At 64.7% G+C, this 16710-nt stretch carries 17 protein-coding genes; 5 read left to right on the forward strand and 12 right to left on the reverse strand.

The window, feature by feature from the left end; translation table 11 throughout:
* The first annotated feature begins 56 nt into the window (after positions 1-56).
* Entirely contained in the window at positions 57-317 is a 261-nt protein-coding gene (locus ACIPRS_RS14435) for a hypothetical protein (RefSeq protein ID WP_337732837.1), read from the forward strand.
* Complete coding sequence (locus ACIPRS_RS14440; protein WP_446539021.1) at positions 314-1081, forward strand: pyridoxine 5'-phosphate synthase; 768 nt, start codon at positions 314-316, stop codon at positions 1079-1081. The genes ACIPRS_RS14435 and ACIPRS_RS14440 overlap by 4 nt, the downstream gene beginning before the upstream one ends.
* Positions 1082-1108: 27 nt before the next feature.
* Here ACIPRS_RS14440 and ACIPRS_RS14445 read toward each other — a convergent pair whose 3' ends face one another.
* From ACIPRS_RS14445 to dnaA, 12 genes are all read right to left on the reverse strand, one after another.
* A complete protein-coding gene (locus ACIPRS_RS14445) occupies positions 1109-1504 on the reverse strand; it encodes an ExbD/TolR family protein (RefSeq protein WP_446539022.1) in 396 nt (131 codons plus the stop codon).
* Between the two features lie 142 nt (positions 1505-1646).
* On the reverse strand, positions 1647-2057 hold the full coding sequence (locus ACIPRS_RS14450; RefSeq protein WP_192203093.1) for an ExbD/TolR family protein: 411 nt from the start codon (positions 2055-2057) through the stop codon (positions 1647-1649).
* A gap of 3 nt (positions 2058-2060) precedes the next feature.
* The gene (locus ACIPRS_RS14455; protein ID WP_192203091.1) at positions 2061-2489 is read right to left on the reverse strand and encodes an ExbD/TolR family protein; all 429 of its coding nucleotides are present in this window, start codon (positions 2487-2489) and stop codon (positions 2061-2063) included.
* A 46-nt stretch (positions 2490-2535) separates the two neighbouring features.
* Positions 2536-3297 carry a TonB-system energizer ExbB gene (gene exbB, locus ACIPRS_RS14460; RefSeq protein WP_142122860.1) on the reverse strand — a complete coding sequence of 254 codons (762 nt, stop codon included), beginning with the start codon at positions 3295-3297 and terminating at the stop codon, positions 2536-2538.
* Between the two features lie 96 nt (positions 3298-3393).
* Positions 3394-4065, reverse strand: coding sequence for an energy transducer TonB (locus tag ACIPRS_RS14465; RefSeq protein WP_446539023.1), 672 nt, complete (start codon positions 4063-4065; stop codon positions 3394-3396).
* 159 nt (positions 4066-4224) lie between these two features.
* Positions 4225-5418, reverse strand: a complete 1194-nt coding sequence (locus tag ACIPRS_RS14470) for a tetratricopeptide repeat protein (RefSeq protein ID WP_446539024.1) — start codon at positions 5416-5418, stop codon at positions 4225-4227.
* Positions 5419-5551: 133 nt separating this feature from the next.
* Positions 5552-6358 (reverse strand): M48 family metallopeptidase, encoded by an 807-nt coding sequence (locus ACIPRS_RS14475; protein ID WP_337732834.1) that lies wholly within the window; start codon positions 6356-6358, stop codon positions 5552-5554.
* A 70-nt stretch (positions 6359-6428) separates the two neighbouring features.
* A complete protein-coding gene (locus tag ACIPRS_RS14480) occupies positions 6429-7259 on the reverse strand; it encodes a CPBP family intramembrane glutamic endopeptidase (RefSeq protein WP_446539025.1) in 831 nt (276 codons plus the stop codon).
* A gap of 11 nt (positions 7260-7270) precedes the next feature.
* Positions 7271-9718, reverse strand: coding sequence for a DNA topoisomerase (ATP-hydrolyzing) subunit B (gyrB, locus tag ACIPRS_RS14485; RefSeq protein ID WP_192203082.1), 2448 nt, complete (start codon positions 9716-9718; stop codon positions 7271-7273).
* Between the two features lie 101 nt (positions 9719-9819).
* Positions 9820-10938, reverse strand: a complete 1119-nt coding sequence (gene recF, locus ACIPRS_RS14490; protein ID WP_446539026.1) for a DNA replication/repair protein RecF — start codon at positions 10936-10938, stop codon at positions 9820-9822.
* Positions 10939-11140: 202 nt separating this feature from the next.
* The gene (gene dnaN / locus ACIPRS_RS14495; RefSeq protein ID WP_192203079.1) at positions 11141-12241 is read right to left on the reverse strand and encodes a DNA polymerase III subunit beta; all 1101 of its coding nucleotides are present in this window, start codon (positions 12239-12241) and stop codon (positions 11141-11143) included.
* A gap of 431 nt (positions 12242-12672) precedes the next feature.
* Positions 12673-14004, reverse strand: coding sequence for a chromosomal replication initiator protein DnaA (dnaA, locus tag ACIPRS_RS14500; protein WP_192203228.1), 1332 nt, complete (start codon positions 14002-14004; stop codon positions 12673-12675).
* A 271-nt stretch (positions 14005-14275) separates the two neighbouring features.
* On the opposite strand from dnaA, the gene rpmH reads away from it, so the two are divergent.
* The 3 genes from rpmH to yidC all read left to right on the forward strand — a co-directional run bounded on the left by rpmH (position 14276) and on the right by yidC (position 16676).
* Positions 14276-14416 carry a 50S ribosomal protein L34 gene (gene rpmH, locus ACIPRS_RS14505; RefSeq protein ID WP_013536759.1) on the forward strand — a complete coding sequence of 47 codons (141 nt, stop codon included), beginning with the start codon at positions 14276-14278 and terminating at the stop codon, positions 14414-14416.
* Positions 14417-14503: 87 nt separating this feature from the next.
* Positions 14504-14944 (forward strand): ribonuclease P protein component, encoded by a 441-nt coding sequence (rnpA, locus tag ACIPRS_RS14510; RefSeq protein WP_337732831.1) that lies wholly within the window; start codon positions 14504-14506, stop codon positions 14942-14944.
* A gap of 13 nt (positions 14945-14957) precedes the next feature.
* Complete coding sequence (yidC, locus tag ACIPRS_RS14515) at positions 14958-16676, forward strand: membrane protein insertase YidC (protein WP_446539027.1); 1719 nt, start codon at positions 14958-14960, stop codon at positions 16674-16676.
* The last annotated feature ends 34 nt before the right edge of the window (positions 16677-16710 follow it).

Raw genomic sequence — 16710 nt, forward strand, 5'->3', positions numbered from 1 at the left:
CGTTTTTGTGCCGTGCCGGAGGCGGTAATATGCCGCGACCAACCCGGGGGTGGACGATGCACTGGTTGTTCCTGTTGATGGCGGTCGGCGCCCTGTATGTCGGCTTTTCCGTGACCTCCACGGCGGTGATGGTGGTTTCCCTGCTCGCGTCGCTGGTGCTGTTCCTGCTCTGGATCATGGGCTGGTACGCACGCCGCATCGGTGAGAGCAGCCGGGACCCGTCGCAGATGATCGATCCCACCGAGCTGCGCCGCCTGCGCGAGGTGGCCGAGGCGCGCCGCAACGCGATGCCACCCGCAGAGCCCCCCGCTTCGTGACCGCGCTCAGCGTCAACGTCAACAAGATCGCCGTGCTGCGCAATTCACGGGGAGGCACGGAGCCGGATGTGGTGCGCGCCGCGCGCACATGCCTGTCCGCAGGCGCGCATGGGATCACGGTGCATCCGCGGCCGGACCAGCGGCACATCCGCACGGCGGACGTGCATGCCCTGTCGGCACTGACGCGCGAGTGCGGCGTTGAACTGAACCTGGAGGGCAATCCTTTCGCCCCGCCCCGCGAGGGCTATCCCGGGTTCCTGGCCCTGTGCGATGCCGTGCGGCCGGCGCAGGCGACGCTGGTCCCGGATGCCGACGGGCAGATCACGTCAGACCACGGCTTCGATTTCAGTCGCGACATGGATCGCCTGCAGCCGCTCGTTGCCGAACTGAAGGCCATGGGCTGTCGTGTCAGCCTGTTCGTCGACGCCGGTTGCGAGGGCCTGGCTGAAGCCGCGCGGGTCGGCGCGGACCGCGTCGAGATCTTTACCGGCCCCTTCGCTGAGGCCGCCGCGCGTGGCGACGCTGCAACCGCGCTGGCACTCTGCGCCCGGACCGCACGCGAAGCGCAGGCCCTGGGTCTGGGCGTCAATGCCGGGCACGATCTGAGCCAGGACAATCTGGGTGATTTCCTGACCGCCGTGCCCGGGGTCCTGGAGGTCTCCATCGGTCATGCGTTGATCGGTGAAGCGTTGTACGCCGGCCTCGAGCGCACGGTGGAGGCCTACCTGGCCATCCTGCAAGCACCCGCCGGCGCCGCTCGCTGAGCGCCGGCCGGCGCCATCACGCGCGCATCAGTTCCGCATCACGATATTGTCCAGACCGCTCGCTTCGGCCTGTGCCAGGGCGCTGACCAGTTGCTGGTAGTCGGCGCCAGCGGAAGCATCCACCTGCAGTACCGTCCGGGGATCGGCGACAAGGGCATCCTCGAGCCGGAGACGCAGCTCGGCGAGTGATACCGGGCGGTCGTCCAGCGTGTAGGTTCCCCCCAAACCGACCTTGAGGACGAGGTCGTTCGGCGGCTCGGTTCTTTCTCCCGGTGCGGGCTGCGGCAGGATCGTGTCGATCGGGCGCGAGAGCAACGGCGCGGTGACGATGAAGATCACCAGCAGTACCAGCATCACGTCCACGAGCGGGGTGATGTTGATTTCGGCCAGTTCACGACGGCTTGCAGGTACGGAGAACGCCATGGCACACCTCCTTCTGTCAGGGACCGTGGTCCTGACGCTACGCCGGTCCCGGGGTTCAGACAAGAGGGGTGACCCGGCCTGTACAGGCGCAAAGAAAAACGCCGCCCGGGTGGGCGGCGTTCAAAGGTCTGTCGCGCCAGGATTACTGTACGAAACCGATCTTCATCATCTGCGCGTTCTTCGCGGCAGCCAACACCTTGGCCATCACGTCGTAGTGCGATTCCGAATTGGCTTCGATGCGCAGCTCCGGCTGATTGGTCGGATCGCGCTGTACTTCCTCTTCCATCTTCTGCTGGAGGTCGGCCACGTTCGCCGGGCTGTTGTTCCAGTAGACCGTGCCATCGGCCTCGATGCGCAGATCGATCGGCGGCGGCGGCTCACGCACCTGCGGCGGCGGGTTGATCACGCGCTGCGGCAGGGCCACTTCGATCGGGTACGTCATGATCGGCGCGGTCACGATGAAGATGATCAACAGCACCAGCATCACGTCCACGAGGGGCGTGACGTTGATGTCGGCCATGGGGCCCTTGCTTCCACCACTGCTGAATGCCATGGCTTACTGCCCCTTCTCTTTCGTGGCCACGTAGCCGATGTCCAGCATGCCCTGACCCTGCGCGATCTTGGTGACGTCGGCGATGGTGCCCATCTTCGTCGTCTTGTCGCCGCGCAGGTTGAGCTTCGGCTGCGGCTGCAGCTGGGCCACGCTGGACAGGCGGGATTCCAGGATCTCCTTGGTCACCGGCTCGTCGCCCCAGTACAGATCGCCATTCTCCTTGACGGAGATGGTGATCGGCGGGGTCGCCGGCGCGGTCTTGTCCGCCGGATCCTGCACCAGATTCGCTTCGGGCAGTTCGATCTTCACCTTGTGCGACATCAGAGGCGCCGTGATGATGAAGATGATCAGGAGCACCAACATCACGTCCACGAGGGGCGTGACGTTGATCTCGGCCATCGGGCCGCTGCTATTACCACTACTGAAAGCCATGACGGGCTCCGTCTAGAACGTTGCGTTGACTGCTTGTACCGCCGGCTCAGCGAACGCGCGAGCCGGTGGCGAAGAAGTCGTGCAGGTCGTGCGCGAACGTGTCGAACTTGGCGATGGTCGCCGAGTTGGTCTTGCTGAAGAAGTTGTACGCGAACACGGCCGGGATGGCGACGAACAGACCGATGGCGGTCATGATCAGCGCTTCACCCACCGGGCCGGCAACGGCGTCGATCGAGGCCTGGCCGGTTGCACCGATGCGGATCAGGGCGCCGTAGATGCCCCACACCGTACCCAGCAGACCCACGAACGGCGCGGTCGCACCGACGGTGGCCAGCAGCGTCATGCCACCCTGGAGATTGGTGCTCTCGCGGGTCACGGCCTGGCGCAGCGCGCGGTCGACGAACTCGGAGCGGCTCAGGGTTTCGCCCAGGCCTGCGGCGGAACCTTCGGCGCGCTGGTGGTGCGCGGCTGCTTGGGCAGCGTCAAGCGCGATCTTGGAGAACGGCTCGTTCTTCGGCTGCTCTTCCATCAGGCGGATGGCGTCCTGCGCGTTCGGCGTTTCCCAGAATGCGCTGGTGACGCGATCGGCCTGGCCCTTCAGGCGGCTGCTGCGCAGCACGTTGATGACCGTCCAGTACCAGGACATGGCCGACATGATGACGAGGGTGAGCAGCACGACCCACGAGACGATGAACTCGCCGGGCTTGCTGATCATTTCGCTGATCATGTGCTCGAAGCCCATCTGCGACAGGGCATTCGCGGCGTTGGTGCCCCCGGCGGCGGCGGCAAAAAGGGTTTCCTGCAGCATGACGCTTACCTTTATATAAGTGTTGATAGAGGGTGTTGCGGTTCTGAAAGGATGGAGCGTTGACGTTGGCCCAGGTGTTGGCCGCGGTCTTCCTTCTTAAAGCGTGAAATCCACCGGCACGCGGACCCGGCCAGCTGACTTCTGGCCGTTGACGACGGAAGCATTGAAGCGCCATTTGCGTGCGGCATCGATCGCTGCACGGTCGAGGTCGCGGTTGCGGCTCGACTTTTCCACCGACACGTTGGTGACGTTGCCGTTGGCGTCCACGTCGATGATCAGGATGACCGTACCGGTGATACCGGCGCGCGCAGCGGCGGGCGGGTAACGCGGCGGGTTCATGTTCTTCGACGAGATGTCCACGCTGGCACCGATGTCCGGCGTCGGCGCAGGCGGTGCAGGCGGCGACGGCGGGGTGACGATGTCGGTCGGACGCGGCTCGGCGATGTCGACCGGCGGTGCTTCCGGCGGCGGCGGCAGCGGGGTCGTCTTCGGCGGCGCCAAGTTCTTGACCGGCGGCGGCGGCGTGTCCTGCTTCGGCGGCGGCGGCGGCGGCGGCGGCGGCGGGGGAGGCGGCGCGTCGACGATGACGACCGAGGTGCGGCGCTCTTCCTTCTTTTCAGCCGGCGGAGCAACCGCCGGGATCAACAGCGCAAGCAGGGCCGCTGCGTGCAATGCGATCACGAAGGCAATACCGATGATACGGGGCCAGTTGAGGCTGTTGTCCTCTTCTTCTTCCCGGTACCTGTTGATGACCAGTTGTTCAGCCATGCGCCAATTAACTCAAGGTTGTTACGAGCGCCGAGACGCCTCGTCGATTCTGGGCCCTGCCGGTGGTTTTCACCGACGGAACCCCCAGCTTATACCAATCCGGCGCCCCGATGCCATCATCCGTATGGATTAATTGGCCTTCGGTGTCATCGAATCCCGTTACGGCAACGCGATGATCTTCTTCGCGTCGTCCGGCTTCTTCAGACCCTTCCCCAGCGCGGCTCGCGCAGCGACCTTGGCTTCCGGGATACGGCCTTCCTGCCACAGGACGCGCGCCAGGTTCAGATAGGTTTCGCCATCCGCGGCGAGGGGCGCAGCCTTCTGCCACGCGTCGATGGCTTGCGGGATCTGCTCGGAGTAGTAGTACGCCTGCGCCAGGGCCAGGAAGGTCTGGTGGTCCGGCTTCAGCAAGCCCTTCTCCAGGCCTTCGTTGACGACGGAAATGACGTCCTTCTCCCGGCCGTCCATGTTGGCGTAGGTCACGTAGAGCTGGCGGTATTCCTTTTCTTCGGTCAGCTGGCCAGCGGAACGCATCTTCTCCAGCGTGGTGGCGGCCTTGTCGTACTGGTCCGCCTGCTGGTAGGTCGCGACCAGGTTGAGCTGGGCCTTCTTGTCGGCCGGATTCTTGGCGGCCATCTGCTCGGCGATCTTCACCGCTTCGGCAGGCCGCTCGGCGGCAATGAGCGACGCCAGCAGCAGACCGTACCAATTGTCCTTGGGCTCGGGCGTGGCGGCGATGGCCTGTTCGAGTACCGGGATGGCTTCGGCGTACTTCTCCATCTGGTACAGCGCCTGGCCCTTCTGGATCAGGTCGTCGGGCTTGTTGGATTTCGTCTCTGCGAGATAGCGGTTGAGATTGGCCATGCCCGGCTCGAACTCGTCGTCCTGCAGCTGCAACTGGGCCAGCATCAGCATCGACTGGTAGTGGCCGTTGTTGTCCAGCGCGTTGAGGTCGATCACCTGCTGGAGCAGCTGCTTGGCAGTCGCCATGTCATCCAGGTTGTATGCCGCCTGCCCGCCCAGCTGGGCGGCCATGGCCTTGTCATATTCGTTCGCATTCGGTTCGGCCAGCAGCTCCTTGGCCAACGCCAGCGTCTCGGCGTCGTTGTCTTCCTTCTCGTAGGCCTTGAACAGCTTGCCCAGCTTGCCCTGCATCTTGCTGGAGGGCTTGATCTTGGGGTCCTCGCGCGTCGCGTCGGGGTAACGGACTTCCGCTTTCTGGCTGCCTTCGCGCGAACCGCTCCGGTTGGCAGAACGGGCGGACTGCGCCACGGCATCGGCGACAACGCCGCCGCCAAAGGCGGCCAGCAGCATCATGCTGAGTAGGGTGTTCTTTTGCATGCGGAGCTTCATCTTCAAACCTCGTCAGGCCATCCGGGGGATGACGGTCCAACCCGCCTGCGTGCGGGGCCGGCAAAACTAACAGAAACCTGGTGCGTGCGGATACCGTTTCAGGTGTTGCGTAGCAGCAATACCGTGCCGTGTGTCAGCCGCATTTCGGCGCGTTTCCGGCCTTCCTGGCCGCCTCGTAGGTGGGTACGAGGGAGGGCGCATCGCGTTGCAGTTCGCGAATGCGGTTGGCGGGGTCGGGGTGCGTGGACAGCCACTGCGGTTGACGGCCACCGCTGGCGGCCATCATGTTCTGCCAGAGATCGACGGCTTGGCGAGGATCGAAGCCCGCCTGGGCCATGAGCCGCTGACCGACCACATCCGCCTCGCTCTCCTGGGTGCGCGACCCTGGCAACAGGAAAGCCGCCTGTGCGGTCATGCCACCCAGCTGGTTCACCGTGCTGGCCGCACCCTCACCGTAGCGCGCACCGGCCAGCGCACCGAGGACGCCCAAGCCGGCCTGCGCTCCCATCTGACGGGTAATGCGCTCTTCGTGATGGCGCGCGATCACGTGGCCGATCTCATGGCCGAGCACCGCCGCAAGCTGATCCTGGTTCTTGGCCACCGTGAAGATGCCGGTGTTCACGCCCACCTTGCCACCCGGCAGCGCGAACGCGTTGGGCTCTTTGTCCGAGAAAACAGCGGTTTCCCACGCGACGCTGCGTTGTTCGGGAGGCAGCTGGCGCACGAGTGCGTTGACCACGCAGGTGACGTAGCCGTTCTGTCGCGCGTCGCGACTCAAGGTTTCCTTCGCCTTGGTCTCGGCAAAGGCCTGTGCGCCCAATTGATCGAGTTGCGCCTGCGAGACGCCCCCGACCATCTGGGTCCGGCCGGTGGGCGAGGTCGTCGTGGCACACGACGTCAGACCGAGAATTGCGACGGTCCCGAGAATCCAGACTTTCATGCGCGCCCCCTGCGACCATTGCGTACAACGCGAGTCTGGGCAAACGCGTCTTAAACTTTCGTCAATCACATTAAGCCTGCGTCTGGCCGTAAATCTGCAGGACAGCCAGCGCAAGGGCGTTGTTCAGGATATGCGCGGCGATCGGCGCCCACAGCGTGCCTGTCAACCGGTAGACCCCGGCAAACATGGCGCCCATGCCCGCATAGACCAGAACCAGGAAAAGTGTGCTGGCGAGGGGTTTTCCGTTGACGCCCGGCATTTCATGGACGAGGGCGAACACGAGGCTGCTCAGCACCAAGCCCAGGACGGGCCAGCCCGCATGCCACAGTCGCCCGAACAGGACGCGGCGGAACAGCAGCTCCTCGTACATGGGCGCAAGGACGACAGCGAACAGGCCCAGGAACACGGGGTATTGCGCGAATCCGGCCTTGATCACGTCCAGGTTGCTAGGTTCCAGGTCCAGCCCCAGCGCGCGGCCGCATCCGCTCATGACTGCACTGAACAGAAAGGTCGAAATTCCCGCAGCAAGCGCCCAGAACCAGGTCCGGGGAAGACGCGTGTTGGCCCGTGACTGCTTCTGTTCGGTGATCGTTGCGCGTCGGCGCCAGAAGTACAGCAGCAACGCCGTGCCGCCGGTGCTGACGAGCGTGGCCACGATGAGGAACAGGACGGGCGGAGCGCCCACATTCGCCTGCAGGGCCTGCGCGTCGATCATGCCGCCATGCGTGCGCGCCAACTGCACACCGCGCCAGCCGGCCCATCCCAGCAAGCCCAGGAGCATGGCTGAGAACGAAAGCACCACCGCCAGCACGACATCCAATGCGAACGCCGGCAGCACGCCGCGCAATGGTCGTCCGCCGGGGACTCCCGCGTCGACCAGGGAGGAGGGGACCGGGTTCATCCGCCGAAACGTCACACGTCGAGGTTGGAAACCTTCAGCGCGTTGTCTTCGATGAACTCGCGACGCGGCTCCACCACGTCTCCCATCAACGTGCTGAAGATCTGGTCGGCGGCGACGGCGTCCTCGATGCGCACCTGCAACAGACGGCGCGTATCCGGATTCACCGTGGTATCCCACAGCTGCTCGGGATTCATTTCACCCAGGCCCTTGAAGCGCTGGATGCTGCGGCCCTTCTTGGCCTCTTCCAGCAACCATGCTTGTGCGTCGGCGAAGGTAACCACCGGCTGCGCCTTGTTGCCGCGGATGACCTGTGCGCCTTCGCGCACCAGTCCATGTAACAGCGCCGCCGCTTCGCGCAACGGACGCAGTTCGCCGGTCTCGAAGGCCGACAGCGACAGCACCTGCACCAGTTCCTCGCCCATGTGCCGACGCGTCGCGAGCAGCGCAGCGGGGCGTTGTTCGGTGGCGGGCTGCAGCGTCAGCGCATAGCGCGCACTGCCCAGGCTGCTCCGGTTGAGCTTGGCTTCCAGCGCGGCCAGTTCGTGCCGCTCGTCGATGTTCTTCTGCAGGTGCTCCGCATCGAGCGGGGTGAAATCGATCAGCGACTCCAGCAGCACCGGATCGTAACGGTGTGCGTTGCGTGAGATGGCATCACGTGCGGTGGTGAAGGCAAGCAGCAGCTTCTCCAGGGCTTCACCGGAGATTGGGGGCTCGCCATCGGCGGGAATCAGTGACGCGCCTTCGACCGCGTTGTTGGCCAGGTACACGTTGAGCGCCGCATCGTCCTTCAGGTACAGCTCCTGCTTGCCCTGCTTGAGCTTGTAGAGCGGCGGCAGGCCGATGTAGATGTGGCCTCGTTCGATCAACTCCGGCATCTGCCGGTAGAAGAACGTCAGCAGCAGCGTGCGGATGTGCGAACCGTCGACGTCGGCGTCGGTCATGATGATGATGCGGTGGTAACGCAGCTTGTCCGGGTTGTACTCGTCCTTGCCGATGCCGGTGCCGAGCGCGGTGATCAGCGTGCCGACTTCGGCGGAGGCGAGCATGCGATCGAAGCGCGCGCGTTCCACGTTGAGGATTTTTCCCCTCAACGGCAGCACCGCCTGGTTCTTGCGGTTGCGGCCCTGCTTGGCGGAACCGCCAGCCGAGTCACCCTCGACGATGAACAGTTCGGACAGTGCCGGATCCTTCTCCTGGCAGTCGGCCAGCTTGCCGGGCAGGCCGGCGATGTCCAGCGCCCCCTTGCGGCGGGTCAGGTCGCGGGCCTTGCGTGCGGCTTCGCGGGCACGCGCTGCGTCGACGATCTTGCTGGCGATGGCGCGGGCTTCGTGGGGGTGTTCCTGCAGGAACTCCTCCAAACGTGCGCCGAACGTGCTCTCAACGGCCGGCCTGACCTCGGAACTGACCAGTTTCTCCTTGGTTTGAGAGGAGAAGCTGGGGTCCGGCACCTTCACCGACAGCACCGCGATCATGCCTTCGCGCATGTCGTCGCCGGACAGATTGACCTTGGCCTGCTTGGCGATGCCGTTCTGTTCGATGTAGTTGGTCAACGTGCGGGTCAGCGCGGCACGGAAGCCGATCAGGTGGGTACCGCCATCCTTCTGCGGGATGTTGTTGGTGAAGCAGAACATCGTTTCCTGGTAGGCGTCGGTCCACTGCAGGGCGACATCCACCACGATCCCGCTGGCTTCGCCGGTGACCGAGATGACATTCGGGTGCAGCGGTGTCTTCAGCTGCGCCAGGTGCTCCACGAAGCTGCGGATGCCGCCTTCGTACTCGAAGACATCCTGGCGACCTTCGCCACGCTCGTCGATCAGGGTGATCTTGACGCCCGAGTTGAGGAACGACAGTTCGCGCAGGCGGCGGGCCAGGATGTCGTAATGGAACTCGACATCGCTGAAGATCTCGGCCGCCGGCAGGAAGCGCAGCGTGGTGCCGCGGCGCTCCGAAGCTTCCAGCTGCTTGAGCGGGTAGGTGGGCTCGCCCAGCGCGTATTCCTGCTGGTAGTGGTGGCCATCGCGCCAGATGTCCAGCCACAGGTGCGAGGACAGGGCATTGACGACGGATACGCCCACGCCGTGCAGGCCGCCGGAAACCTTGTAGCTGTTGTCATCGAACTTGCCGCCCGCGTGGAGCACGGTGAGGATGACTTCCGCCGCCGAGACGCCTTCTTCCTTGTGGATATCGACCGGGATGCCGCGACCGTTGTCCGAGACCGAGACCGAGCCGTCTTCGTGGATCTTCACCACCACGTTGTCGGCGTGACCGGCCAGCGCTTCGTCGATCGAGTTGTCGACGACCTCGAACACCATGTGATGCAGGCCGGTGCCGTCGTGCACGTCGCCGATGTACATGCCGGGCCGCTTGCGGACCGCTTCCAGGCCCCGGAGGACGGTGATCTTGCTGGAGTCGTAGGTGCTGTTGCCGTTCGGTGCAGAAGAGGTCGTTTCGTCGGTCATTCGCTTCGGGTCGGCTGCATGGCAGGCGCCGCGTCACCGGGTCGGTGGGCGCCACGCGCGGGCCAAGGGATTCAATGCGGAATTATAGCACCGGTGGGCACTTAGCCCTCTTTGCCGCCAACCTGCTGCAGCCCGATGGCGCCCTGTTCCACGTGGAACACAGTGGGCGTAGCCTGCATGCCAGTGAGTCCGGAAGGGCTTTCGGTGCCGGTAATCAAGACCTGGGCACCGCAAGCCAGCAGCCGCTCCAGGATGCGGCGCTGGTGATGCCGATCCAGCTCGGATGCCAGGTCATCCAGGGCGATGACCGGCCACTCGCCTCTCCGCACAGCGAAATCCTCCGCTTGCGCCAGCAGGCAGCACAACGCGGTCAGTTTTGCCTGGCCGCGGGAAAGCGTTTCGCGGTGGGGCAGGCTGGAGTAGTCGATGCGCCAGTCAGCCCGGTGGGGGCCGACGGTGGTGTAGCCCGCCGCACGGTCCCGCTCCCGGGCGAGCAGCAATGCGTCCGCCAATGCCAGTTCGTGGCGCCGCCACCCGGGCTGGAACTGCAGGTCTGCGGAACCGAGCGACGGCGCCAGTTCTGTGGCAACCGCGGAGAGATGGCCCTGCAAAGCTTCGAGATAGCGCAAGCGATGGCCCGTCAATGGCTCACCCGCTTCGGCCATCTCGTGATCCCAGGCATCGAGTTGGGCACCCCCTGCGCCTGACTTCAGCAGGGCATTCCGCTGCTTGAGCGCCCGGGCATACCGACGCCACAACGGCAGGAAGCTCCCCTCACCCCCCTGTTCCACGTGGAACAAGCCCCAATCGATGAAACGACGACGCGGTTCACCGCCACCGGTGACCAGGGCGTGGCTACCCGGCTCGAAGCTGACAACTGCGAGCGCGGCGCAAAGATCTCCGAGTTGAGCCACATTCTCGCCATCCAGCCGACCGGTCCATGTCTGGCCGGTATGGCGAAGGCCAGCGCGACGAAGACGCTCCTGGCCCGTTTCGCGCCACTCCACGAACACCTCGACGGCGTCGGCACCGGTTCGGACCAGGCCGTCACGCACGCGGCCACGGAAGCTGCGTCCGTATGCCATCAGGTGGAGCGCTTCGAGCAGGCTGGTCTTGCCCGCGCCGTTATCGCCTGTGATCAGATTGAGCCCGGGTCCCGGGGCCACTGAAACCTGCTGGAATCGACGCAACCCGCTTACCTCCAGGCGGGTTACCTGCACGGGGAGTTCCCCTGTGTGACCCAAGGCAGCTGGGCACGGGAAAGGCGAGGGCGGAGCAAGGGGCAGGCGAGCGACAGCGGCATCGCGAGATTCTAGCGTGCGGTGTTGCCCGGAAGCCGGATCGCTCGAAATCGGCACCTGGAAACGACATCGCCCGGCGCTGGGCCGGGCGACTGACGTGTTTCACGTGGAACAAGGCGGGTCAGAGACGCAATGGCATCACGACGTGGCGCGACTTCTCGCTACTCGCCTCACGCACCAGTGCCGAGGAATTGGCATCGCGCAGCTGCAGGACGATGTGCTCGTCGCGCAGGGCCGACAACGCGTCCAGCAGGTAGTTGACGTTGAACCCGATCGCCAGACCGTCCACTTTGGTGTCGGCTTCGATTTCTTCCTGGGCCTCTTCCTGCTCGGGATTATGAGCGCTGATCTTCAACTGGCCGGGAGAAACCTCGACACGGACGCCCCGGTACTTCTCGTTGGACAGGATGGCGGCACGCTGCAGGGCGGCGCGCAGGACTTCCCGATCCAGCAGGACTTCACGGTCCGCGCCAATCGGAATCACGGCGGCATAGTCAGGGAAGCGACCATCGATCAACTTCGAAGTGAACGTCACATCGTCCCGCTTGACCCGGATGTGGCTGCGGCCGACCTCCAGCTCCAGCGACCGGTCGCCACCTTCCAGCAGTCGCTGCAGTTCGGTCACGCCCTTGCGGGGCACGATGATCTGACGCTTGCCCACGGGCGCGCCTTCCAGTTCCGCCTCGCACAGGGCGAGGCGATGGCCGTCGGTCGCCACGCAGCGCAGCGTCCGCTCGCTCAGGTCAAACAGCAGCCCATTGAGGTAGTAGCGTACGTCCTGCTGGGCCATCGCGAACGAAGTGCGTTCGATCAGCTCCTTCAAGGTGGCTTCCGGCACCTCGATACGTTCGGTCGCTTCGACTTCGTCCACTGACGGGAAATCGTTCGCAGGCAGGGTCGCCAGCGTGAAACGGCTACGGCCGGCCTGCACCGTGACCTTGTCGCCCGTCTGGCTCACCGTCACCTTGCTGCCGTCGGGCAGCGCCCGAATGATATCGAACAGCTTGCGCGCCGGGATCGTGGTTTCACCGTCCTGCGCCTCATCGACACCGATACGGGAAATCATCTCCACTTCCAGGTCGGTACCGGTCAGCGAGAGCTGCCCGTTCTGCACCTGCACCAGGAAATTTGCCAATACCGGCAACGTCTGCCGGCGTTCGACCACATTGACCACCTGGGCCAAGGGCTTGAGGAAAGCTTCGCGCTGCAGACTGAAACGCATGAGTGTTGGGGCCCCTTCGCTTTGGATTTTTAAAGACTAAAAGCTTAAAAGCTGGTGGTGATGGTAGGGCCCGAAATCCGGGAAAACCCACATAACCATTTGAATTGAATCAATTTCTTCTTCTTCCAACCCGGTGGACAGGGGCGGGTGTGCCTATGCAGAAACCTGTGGACAACTTTCCGGCCTGATTCCACGCACATCTTATCCACAGAAGGCAGGCCTGCTTGTCCACGATGTTATGCGTTGCCCCGTTTCGTCGCCCCACCTACAGTAACGCCACAGGTTGCGGCGGCGGCCTGGAGCAGCGACATCGACGACAGGAAACGGCATGCCATACCCAGAGCCGGCACCTGCGGCGGACACACGGGACAACGTGAAGCACTGGCCGGATGCCCTGCGTCAACGCGGATGCGCCGCAGGGCGATCCTCGATTACTCGCTGAGTTTCCGGATCAGCTTGTCCCAGTCCTCGCGCAGCTTGCCATCCGCTTCCATCAGGGTGCGGATCTGTCGGCAGGCGTGCAGCACGGTCGTGTGATCGCGACCGGCGAACGCGTCGCCGATTTCCGGCAGGCTGTGTTCGGTCAGTTCCTTGGCCAGGGCCATCGCCACCTGCCGCGGACGCGCCAGTGAACGCGTGCGCCGCTTGGACAGCAGGTCCTTGACTTGCAGACCGTAGTAGTCTGCCACGGTCTTCTGGATATTGGGGATGCTGATGGCCTGCTGCTGCGCGCGCAGCAGGTCGCGCAGGGTTTCCTGGGCGAACTCCGTGGTGATGGCGCGCCCGGTGAAGTTGGCGCGCGCCGCGAGCGTGTTGAGTGCGCCTTCCAGATCGCGCACGTTGCTGCGCATCTTCTTGGCCAGCAGGAACGCCACGTCGTCGGGGATCTGCGCACCGCGCTCGTGCGCCTTGGCCAGCACGATGGCCGCGCGCGTCTCGAAGTCCGGCGGGTCGATCGCCACGCTCAGGCCCCAGGCCAGGCGTGATTTAAGCCGGGGTTCCAGGCCTTCCACTTCGCGCGGATAGCGGTCGCAGGTCAGGATGATCTGCTGGCGGCCGTCGAACAGCGCATTGAAGGTGTGGAAGAACTCTTCCTGCGTGCGGTCCTTGCCGGCGAAAAACTGGATGTCATCGATCAGCAACGCATCCACTTGCTGGAAGCGACGCTTGAACTGGTCCATCGACTTTTCGATCAGTGCCTTGGTCATGGCGCTGAAGAACTGTTCGCTGCGAAGGTACAGCACGCGCGCATTCGGGTTCTGCCGGCGCATTTCATTGCCGGCCGCGAACATCAGGTGCGTCTTGCCAAGGCCGGTGCCGCCGTACAGCAACAATGGGTTATGCGAGCGATCGCCCGGCTTCTGTGCAGCCTGCCATGCGGCGGCGCGACCAAGCTGGTTGCTGCGGCCTTCGACGAAATTGTCGAAGGTGTAGTGCAGGTCCATGTTGCCGGCGAAAGGCTCGGCGGGCGCCGCAACGCCAACAGCGCCATGGCCTGTCGCGACCGGCGCGTTGATGTCGACCGGTTTGCTGCGCGAACCGATTTCCAGTGAAACGTCACCGTGGCCGACAAAGTAGTCCAGCAGCTCACGGATGCGGCCCAGGTAACGCTCGCGAACCTGCTCCACGATGAAGGCGTTGGGTGCGTACAACACCATGGCATTGCTGCGCTGCTCGGCCTGCAAGGGCTTCAGCCAAGTGTGTACATCCTCGGCCGGCAGTTCGGCTTCCAGGCGTTCGAGGCAACGGGGCCAGGCATCCATCAGGTGGAACAACTCGCGTGTGGGGTAGAACAGGCCATCCCGCGTTGCCGGAGGCAGCACGGGGCGGAGTCAATGGGGTCAGCCAGACTACCACCGGCGTCCGGACCCGCCAACGATCCTGTGCATAAGATGTGGATGAAGCGCGTGAACGGCACCGTGTTCAGCCCGTTGCGAAGGACCATCGTGTCGAAAGCACCGGGGGAGTTGACCGTAAACCGGTGGTTCCTATAGAATTTCCGGTTCTTTCCACCCGAACACGCCCGAGGGCCCCATGGCCACCAAGCGCACTTACCAACCCAGCAACCTGAAGCGCAAGCGCGACCATGGTTTTCGTGCCCGCATGAAGACCGCCGACGGCCGCAAGATCCTGGCCCGTCGTCGTGCCAAGGGCCGCAAGCGCCTGACCGCCTGATGGCTTGGCCGCACATCGCGGCCATGCATCCATGCGTTCACTGCATCACCAGGAGCCCGCCCGGTCACGAGCGGGCTTCTTGCTGAGATGAGCACCACTTTCCCGCGCGCAGCGCGCGTCCGCGCGCGAGCAGACTATGCGCGCGTGTTCGATCAGGCGCGCCGCACCTCCGATCCGATGCTGAGCCTGCACTGGCTGCCGGGCGAGGGGCCTGCACGCCTGGGGTTGGCGGTATCGCGCAAGGTCGATACGCGCGCCGTCATGCGAAACCGGATCAAGCGCCAGTTGCGCGAACACTTCCGTCGTCTGCGCGCGGGCCTTCCCGGCGGCGACTACGTGGTGGTTGCGCGCGCGCCGGCTGCCAAGGCGGATGCAGGCCAGCTGCGGGCGACCTTCGAACGTGTCCTCGTGCGTGCCGGCGCATTGCCGCCACCGGCACCGGGCGGCACAATGCCGCCGGGCTTGAATTCCCCTTCGCCGCCACCCACTCCTTCTTCTTCGACCAAACCGGTTTCCGACGCCGGTTGAGACTGCCTGCCTGATGAACCAGACCCGTGTATTCCTGATCTTCGCCTGGCTGATGGTGGCGACCTTGTTGTGGATGCAGTGGGGCCAGCAGAAGGCGGCCCCCGTGGCGCCCGCTGCGGCCACGCTCGCGACGGCAGCGCCCGCCGGCAGCACCGTGCCGACCGCGACCCCCAGTACCGGCACCGCACCCGGTGCCAGCGGGACCGTGCCGACGGCGCCGATGGTGCCCGCCACGCCCGCGACGGTGGCGAAGACATCGACGGCTGCACGGGTGACGGTGTCCACGGACGTGCTGCGCCTGGTCGTGGACGGGGGCAGCGTGCTGCAGGCGGACCTGCTGCATTACCCGCAGAGCAAGGCGCCGGGCAGTGGCCCGGTCCGCCTCATGAGCGAAGACCCCCAGCATTTCTACGTGGCCGAAAGCGGTTGGGTCAGCGGGCAGTCGAAGGCGCCCGACCATCATGCGTTCGTGCCCGAGAACGGTGCCGGCGATGTCGCGCTCGCCCAGGGCGCCGACAGCGTCCGCGTGCCGTTCCTGTGGCAGGGCCCGGACGGCGTGAGCATCCGTCGCACCTACACCTTCAAGCGCGCCAGCTATGAGGTGGAAGTACGCGACGAGGTCGTCAACGCGGGCACCGGCACCTGGCAGGGCACGGTCTACCGTCAGCTGCTGCGCGCACCGCCGGAGGTCAAGAGCGGGATGACCAATCCGGAGTCCTTCAGCTTCAGCGGCGCCACCTGGTGGGATGGCGGCTACCAGCGCCGCAAGTTCAACGAGGATTATCTGGAAGACGGTCGCGTTGATGCGCAGGTGAAGGGCGGCTGGATCGCGATCCTGCAGCACCACTTCTTCACGGCATGGATTCCGCACACCGACGACACCACCACTATCTCGCTCGACAACCCGAATGGCGGCGCGCGCGCGTTGATCCGCGAGATGGGGCCGGGTGTGAATGTCGGCCCGGGCCAGCAGGCCACCACGACTGCCCGCTTGTGGATAGGTCCCAAGCTGGTCGACAAGATCCATGCGATCAACGCGCCCGGCATCGACCGCGTGGTCGACTACAGCCAGTTCTTGATCCTCGCAATGCTGGGCCAGGGCCTGTTCTGGGTGCTGAACTTCCTGCATGGCTTCATCGGCAACTGGGGCTGGTCGATCATCGGCCTGGTGATCCTGGTGAAGCTGGCGCTGTATCCGCTTTCGGCGGCGCAGTACAAGAGCTTCGCCAAGATGCGCAAGTTCCAGCCGCGCATCCAGCAGCTGAAGGAGCGTTACGGCGACGACAAGCAGAAGTTCCAGGTCGCCATGATGGAGCTGTACAAGAAGGAGAAGATCAATCCGATGGGCGGCTGCCTGCCGATCCTCGTGCAGATGCCGGTGTTCCTGGCGCTGTACTGGGTGCTGGTGGAAACCGTCGAACTGCGTCAGGCGCCGTGGTTCGCGTGGATCCAGGACCTGACCGCGCGCGATCCGTACTTCATCCTGCCCGTGCTCAACATGCTGGTGATGTGGCTGACGCAGAAGCTGACGCCGGCGCCGGGCATGGACCCGATGCAGCAGAAGATGATGCAGTTCATGCCGCTGGTGTTCGGCGTGATGATGGCCTTCTTCCCGTCCGGCCTGGTGCTGTACTGGGTCACCAACGGCGCGCTGGGCCTGCTCCAGCAGTGGTGGATGACCAAGCGCCACGGCGAGTCGGCCACGCCACCGAAGGCCGCGACGGCGAAGTAATTGTCGCCCACCGCTGCGCCCCGAAGCCCGCCCT

The sequence above is a fragment of the Pseudoxanthomonas sp. LARHCG66 genome, assembly GCF_052871755.1.

Excerpts from the sequence above, each read along its gene's own strand:
- ACIPRS_RS14435 (WP_337732837.1), top strand. The coding sequence starts at position 57 with ATGCACTGGTTGTTCCTGTTGATGGCGGTCGGCGCCCTGTATGTCGGC.
- ACIPRS_RS14445 (WP_446539022.1), bottom strand. The coding sequence starts at position 1,504 with ATGGCGTTCTCCGTACCTGCAAGCCGTCGTGAACTGGCCGAAATCAAC.
- ACIPRS_RS14450 (WP_192203093.1), bottom strand. The coding sequence starts at position 2,057 with ATGGCATTCAGCAGTGGTGGAAGCAAGGGCCCCATGGCCGACATCAAC.
- ACIPRS_RS14455 (WP_192203091.1), bottom strand. The coding sequence starts at position 2,489 with ATGGCTTTCAGTAGTGGTAATAGCAGCGGCCCGATGGCCGAGATCAAC.
- exbB (WP_142122860.1), bottom strand. The coding sequence starts at position 3,297 with ATGCTGCAGGAAACCCTTTTTGCCGCCGCCGCCGGGGGCACCAACGCC.
- ACIPRS_RS14465 (WP_446539023.1), bottom strand. The coding sequence starts at position 4,065 with ATGGCTGAACAACTGGTCATCAACAGGTACCGGGAAGAAGAAGAGGAC.
- ACIPRS_RS14470 (WP_446539024.1), bottom strand. The coding sequence starts at position 5,418 with ATGAAGCTCCGCATGCAAAAGAACACCCTACTCAGCATGATGCTGCTG.
- ACIPRS_RS14475 (WP_337732834.1), bottom strand. The coding sequence starts at position 6,358 with ATGAAAGTCTGGATTCTCGGGACCGTCGCAATTCTCGGTCTGACGTCG.
- ACIPRS_RS14480 (WP_446539025.1), bottom strand. The coding sequence starts at position 7,259 with ATGAACCCGGTCCCCTCCTCCCTGGTCGACGCGGGAGTCCCCGGCGGA.
- gyrB (WP_192203082.1), bottom strand. The coding sequence starts at position 9,718 with ATGACCGACGAAACGACCTCTTCTGCACCGAACGGCAACAGCACCTAC.
- dnaN (WP_192203079.1), bottom strand. The coding sequence starts at position 12,241 with ATGCGTTTCAGTCTGCAGCGCGAAGCTTTCCTCAAGCCCTTGGCCCAG.
- dnaA (WP_192203228.1), bottom strand. The coding sequence starts at position 14,004 with ATGGATGCCTGGCCCCGTTGCCTCGAACGCCTGGAAGCCGAACTGCCG.
- rpmH (WP_013536759.1), top strand. The coding sequence starts at position 14,276 with ATGGCCACCAAGCGCACTTACCAACCCAGCAACCTGAAGCGCAAGCGC.
- rnpA (WP_337732831.1), top strand. The coding sequence starts at position 14,504 with ATGAGCACCACTTTCCCGCGCGCAGCGCGCGTCCGCGCGCGAGCAGAC.
- yidC (WP_446539027.1), top strand. The coding sequence starts at position 14,958 with ATGAACCAGACCCGTGTATTCCTGATCTTCGCCTGGCTGATGGTGGCG.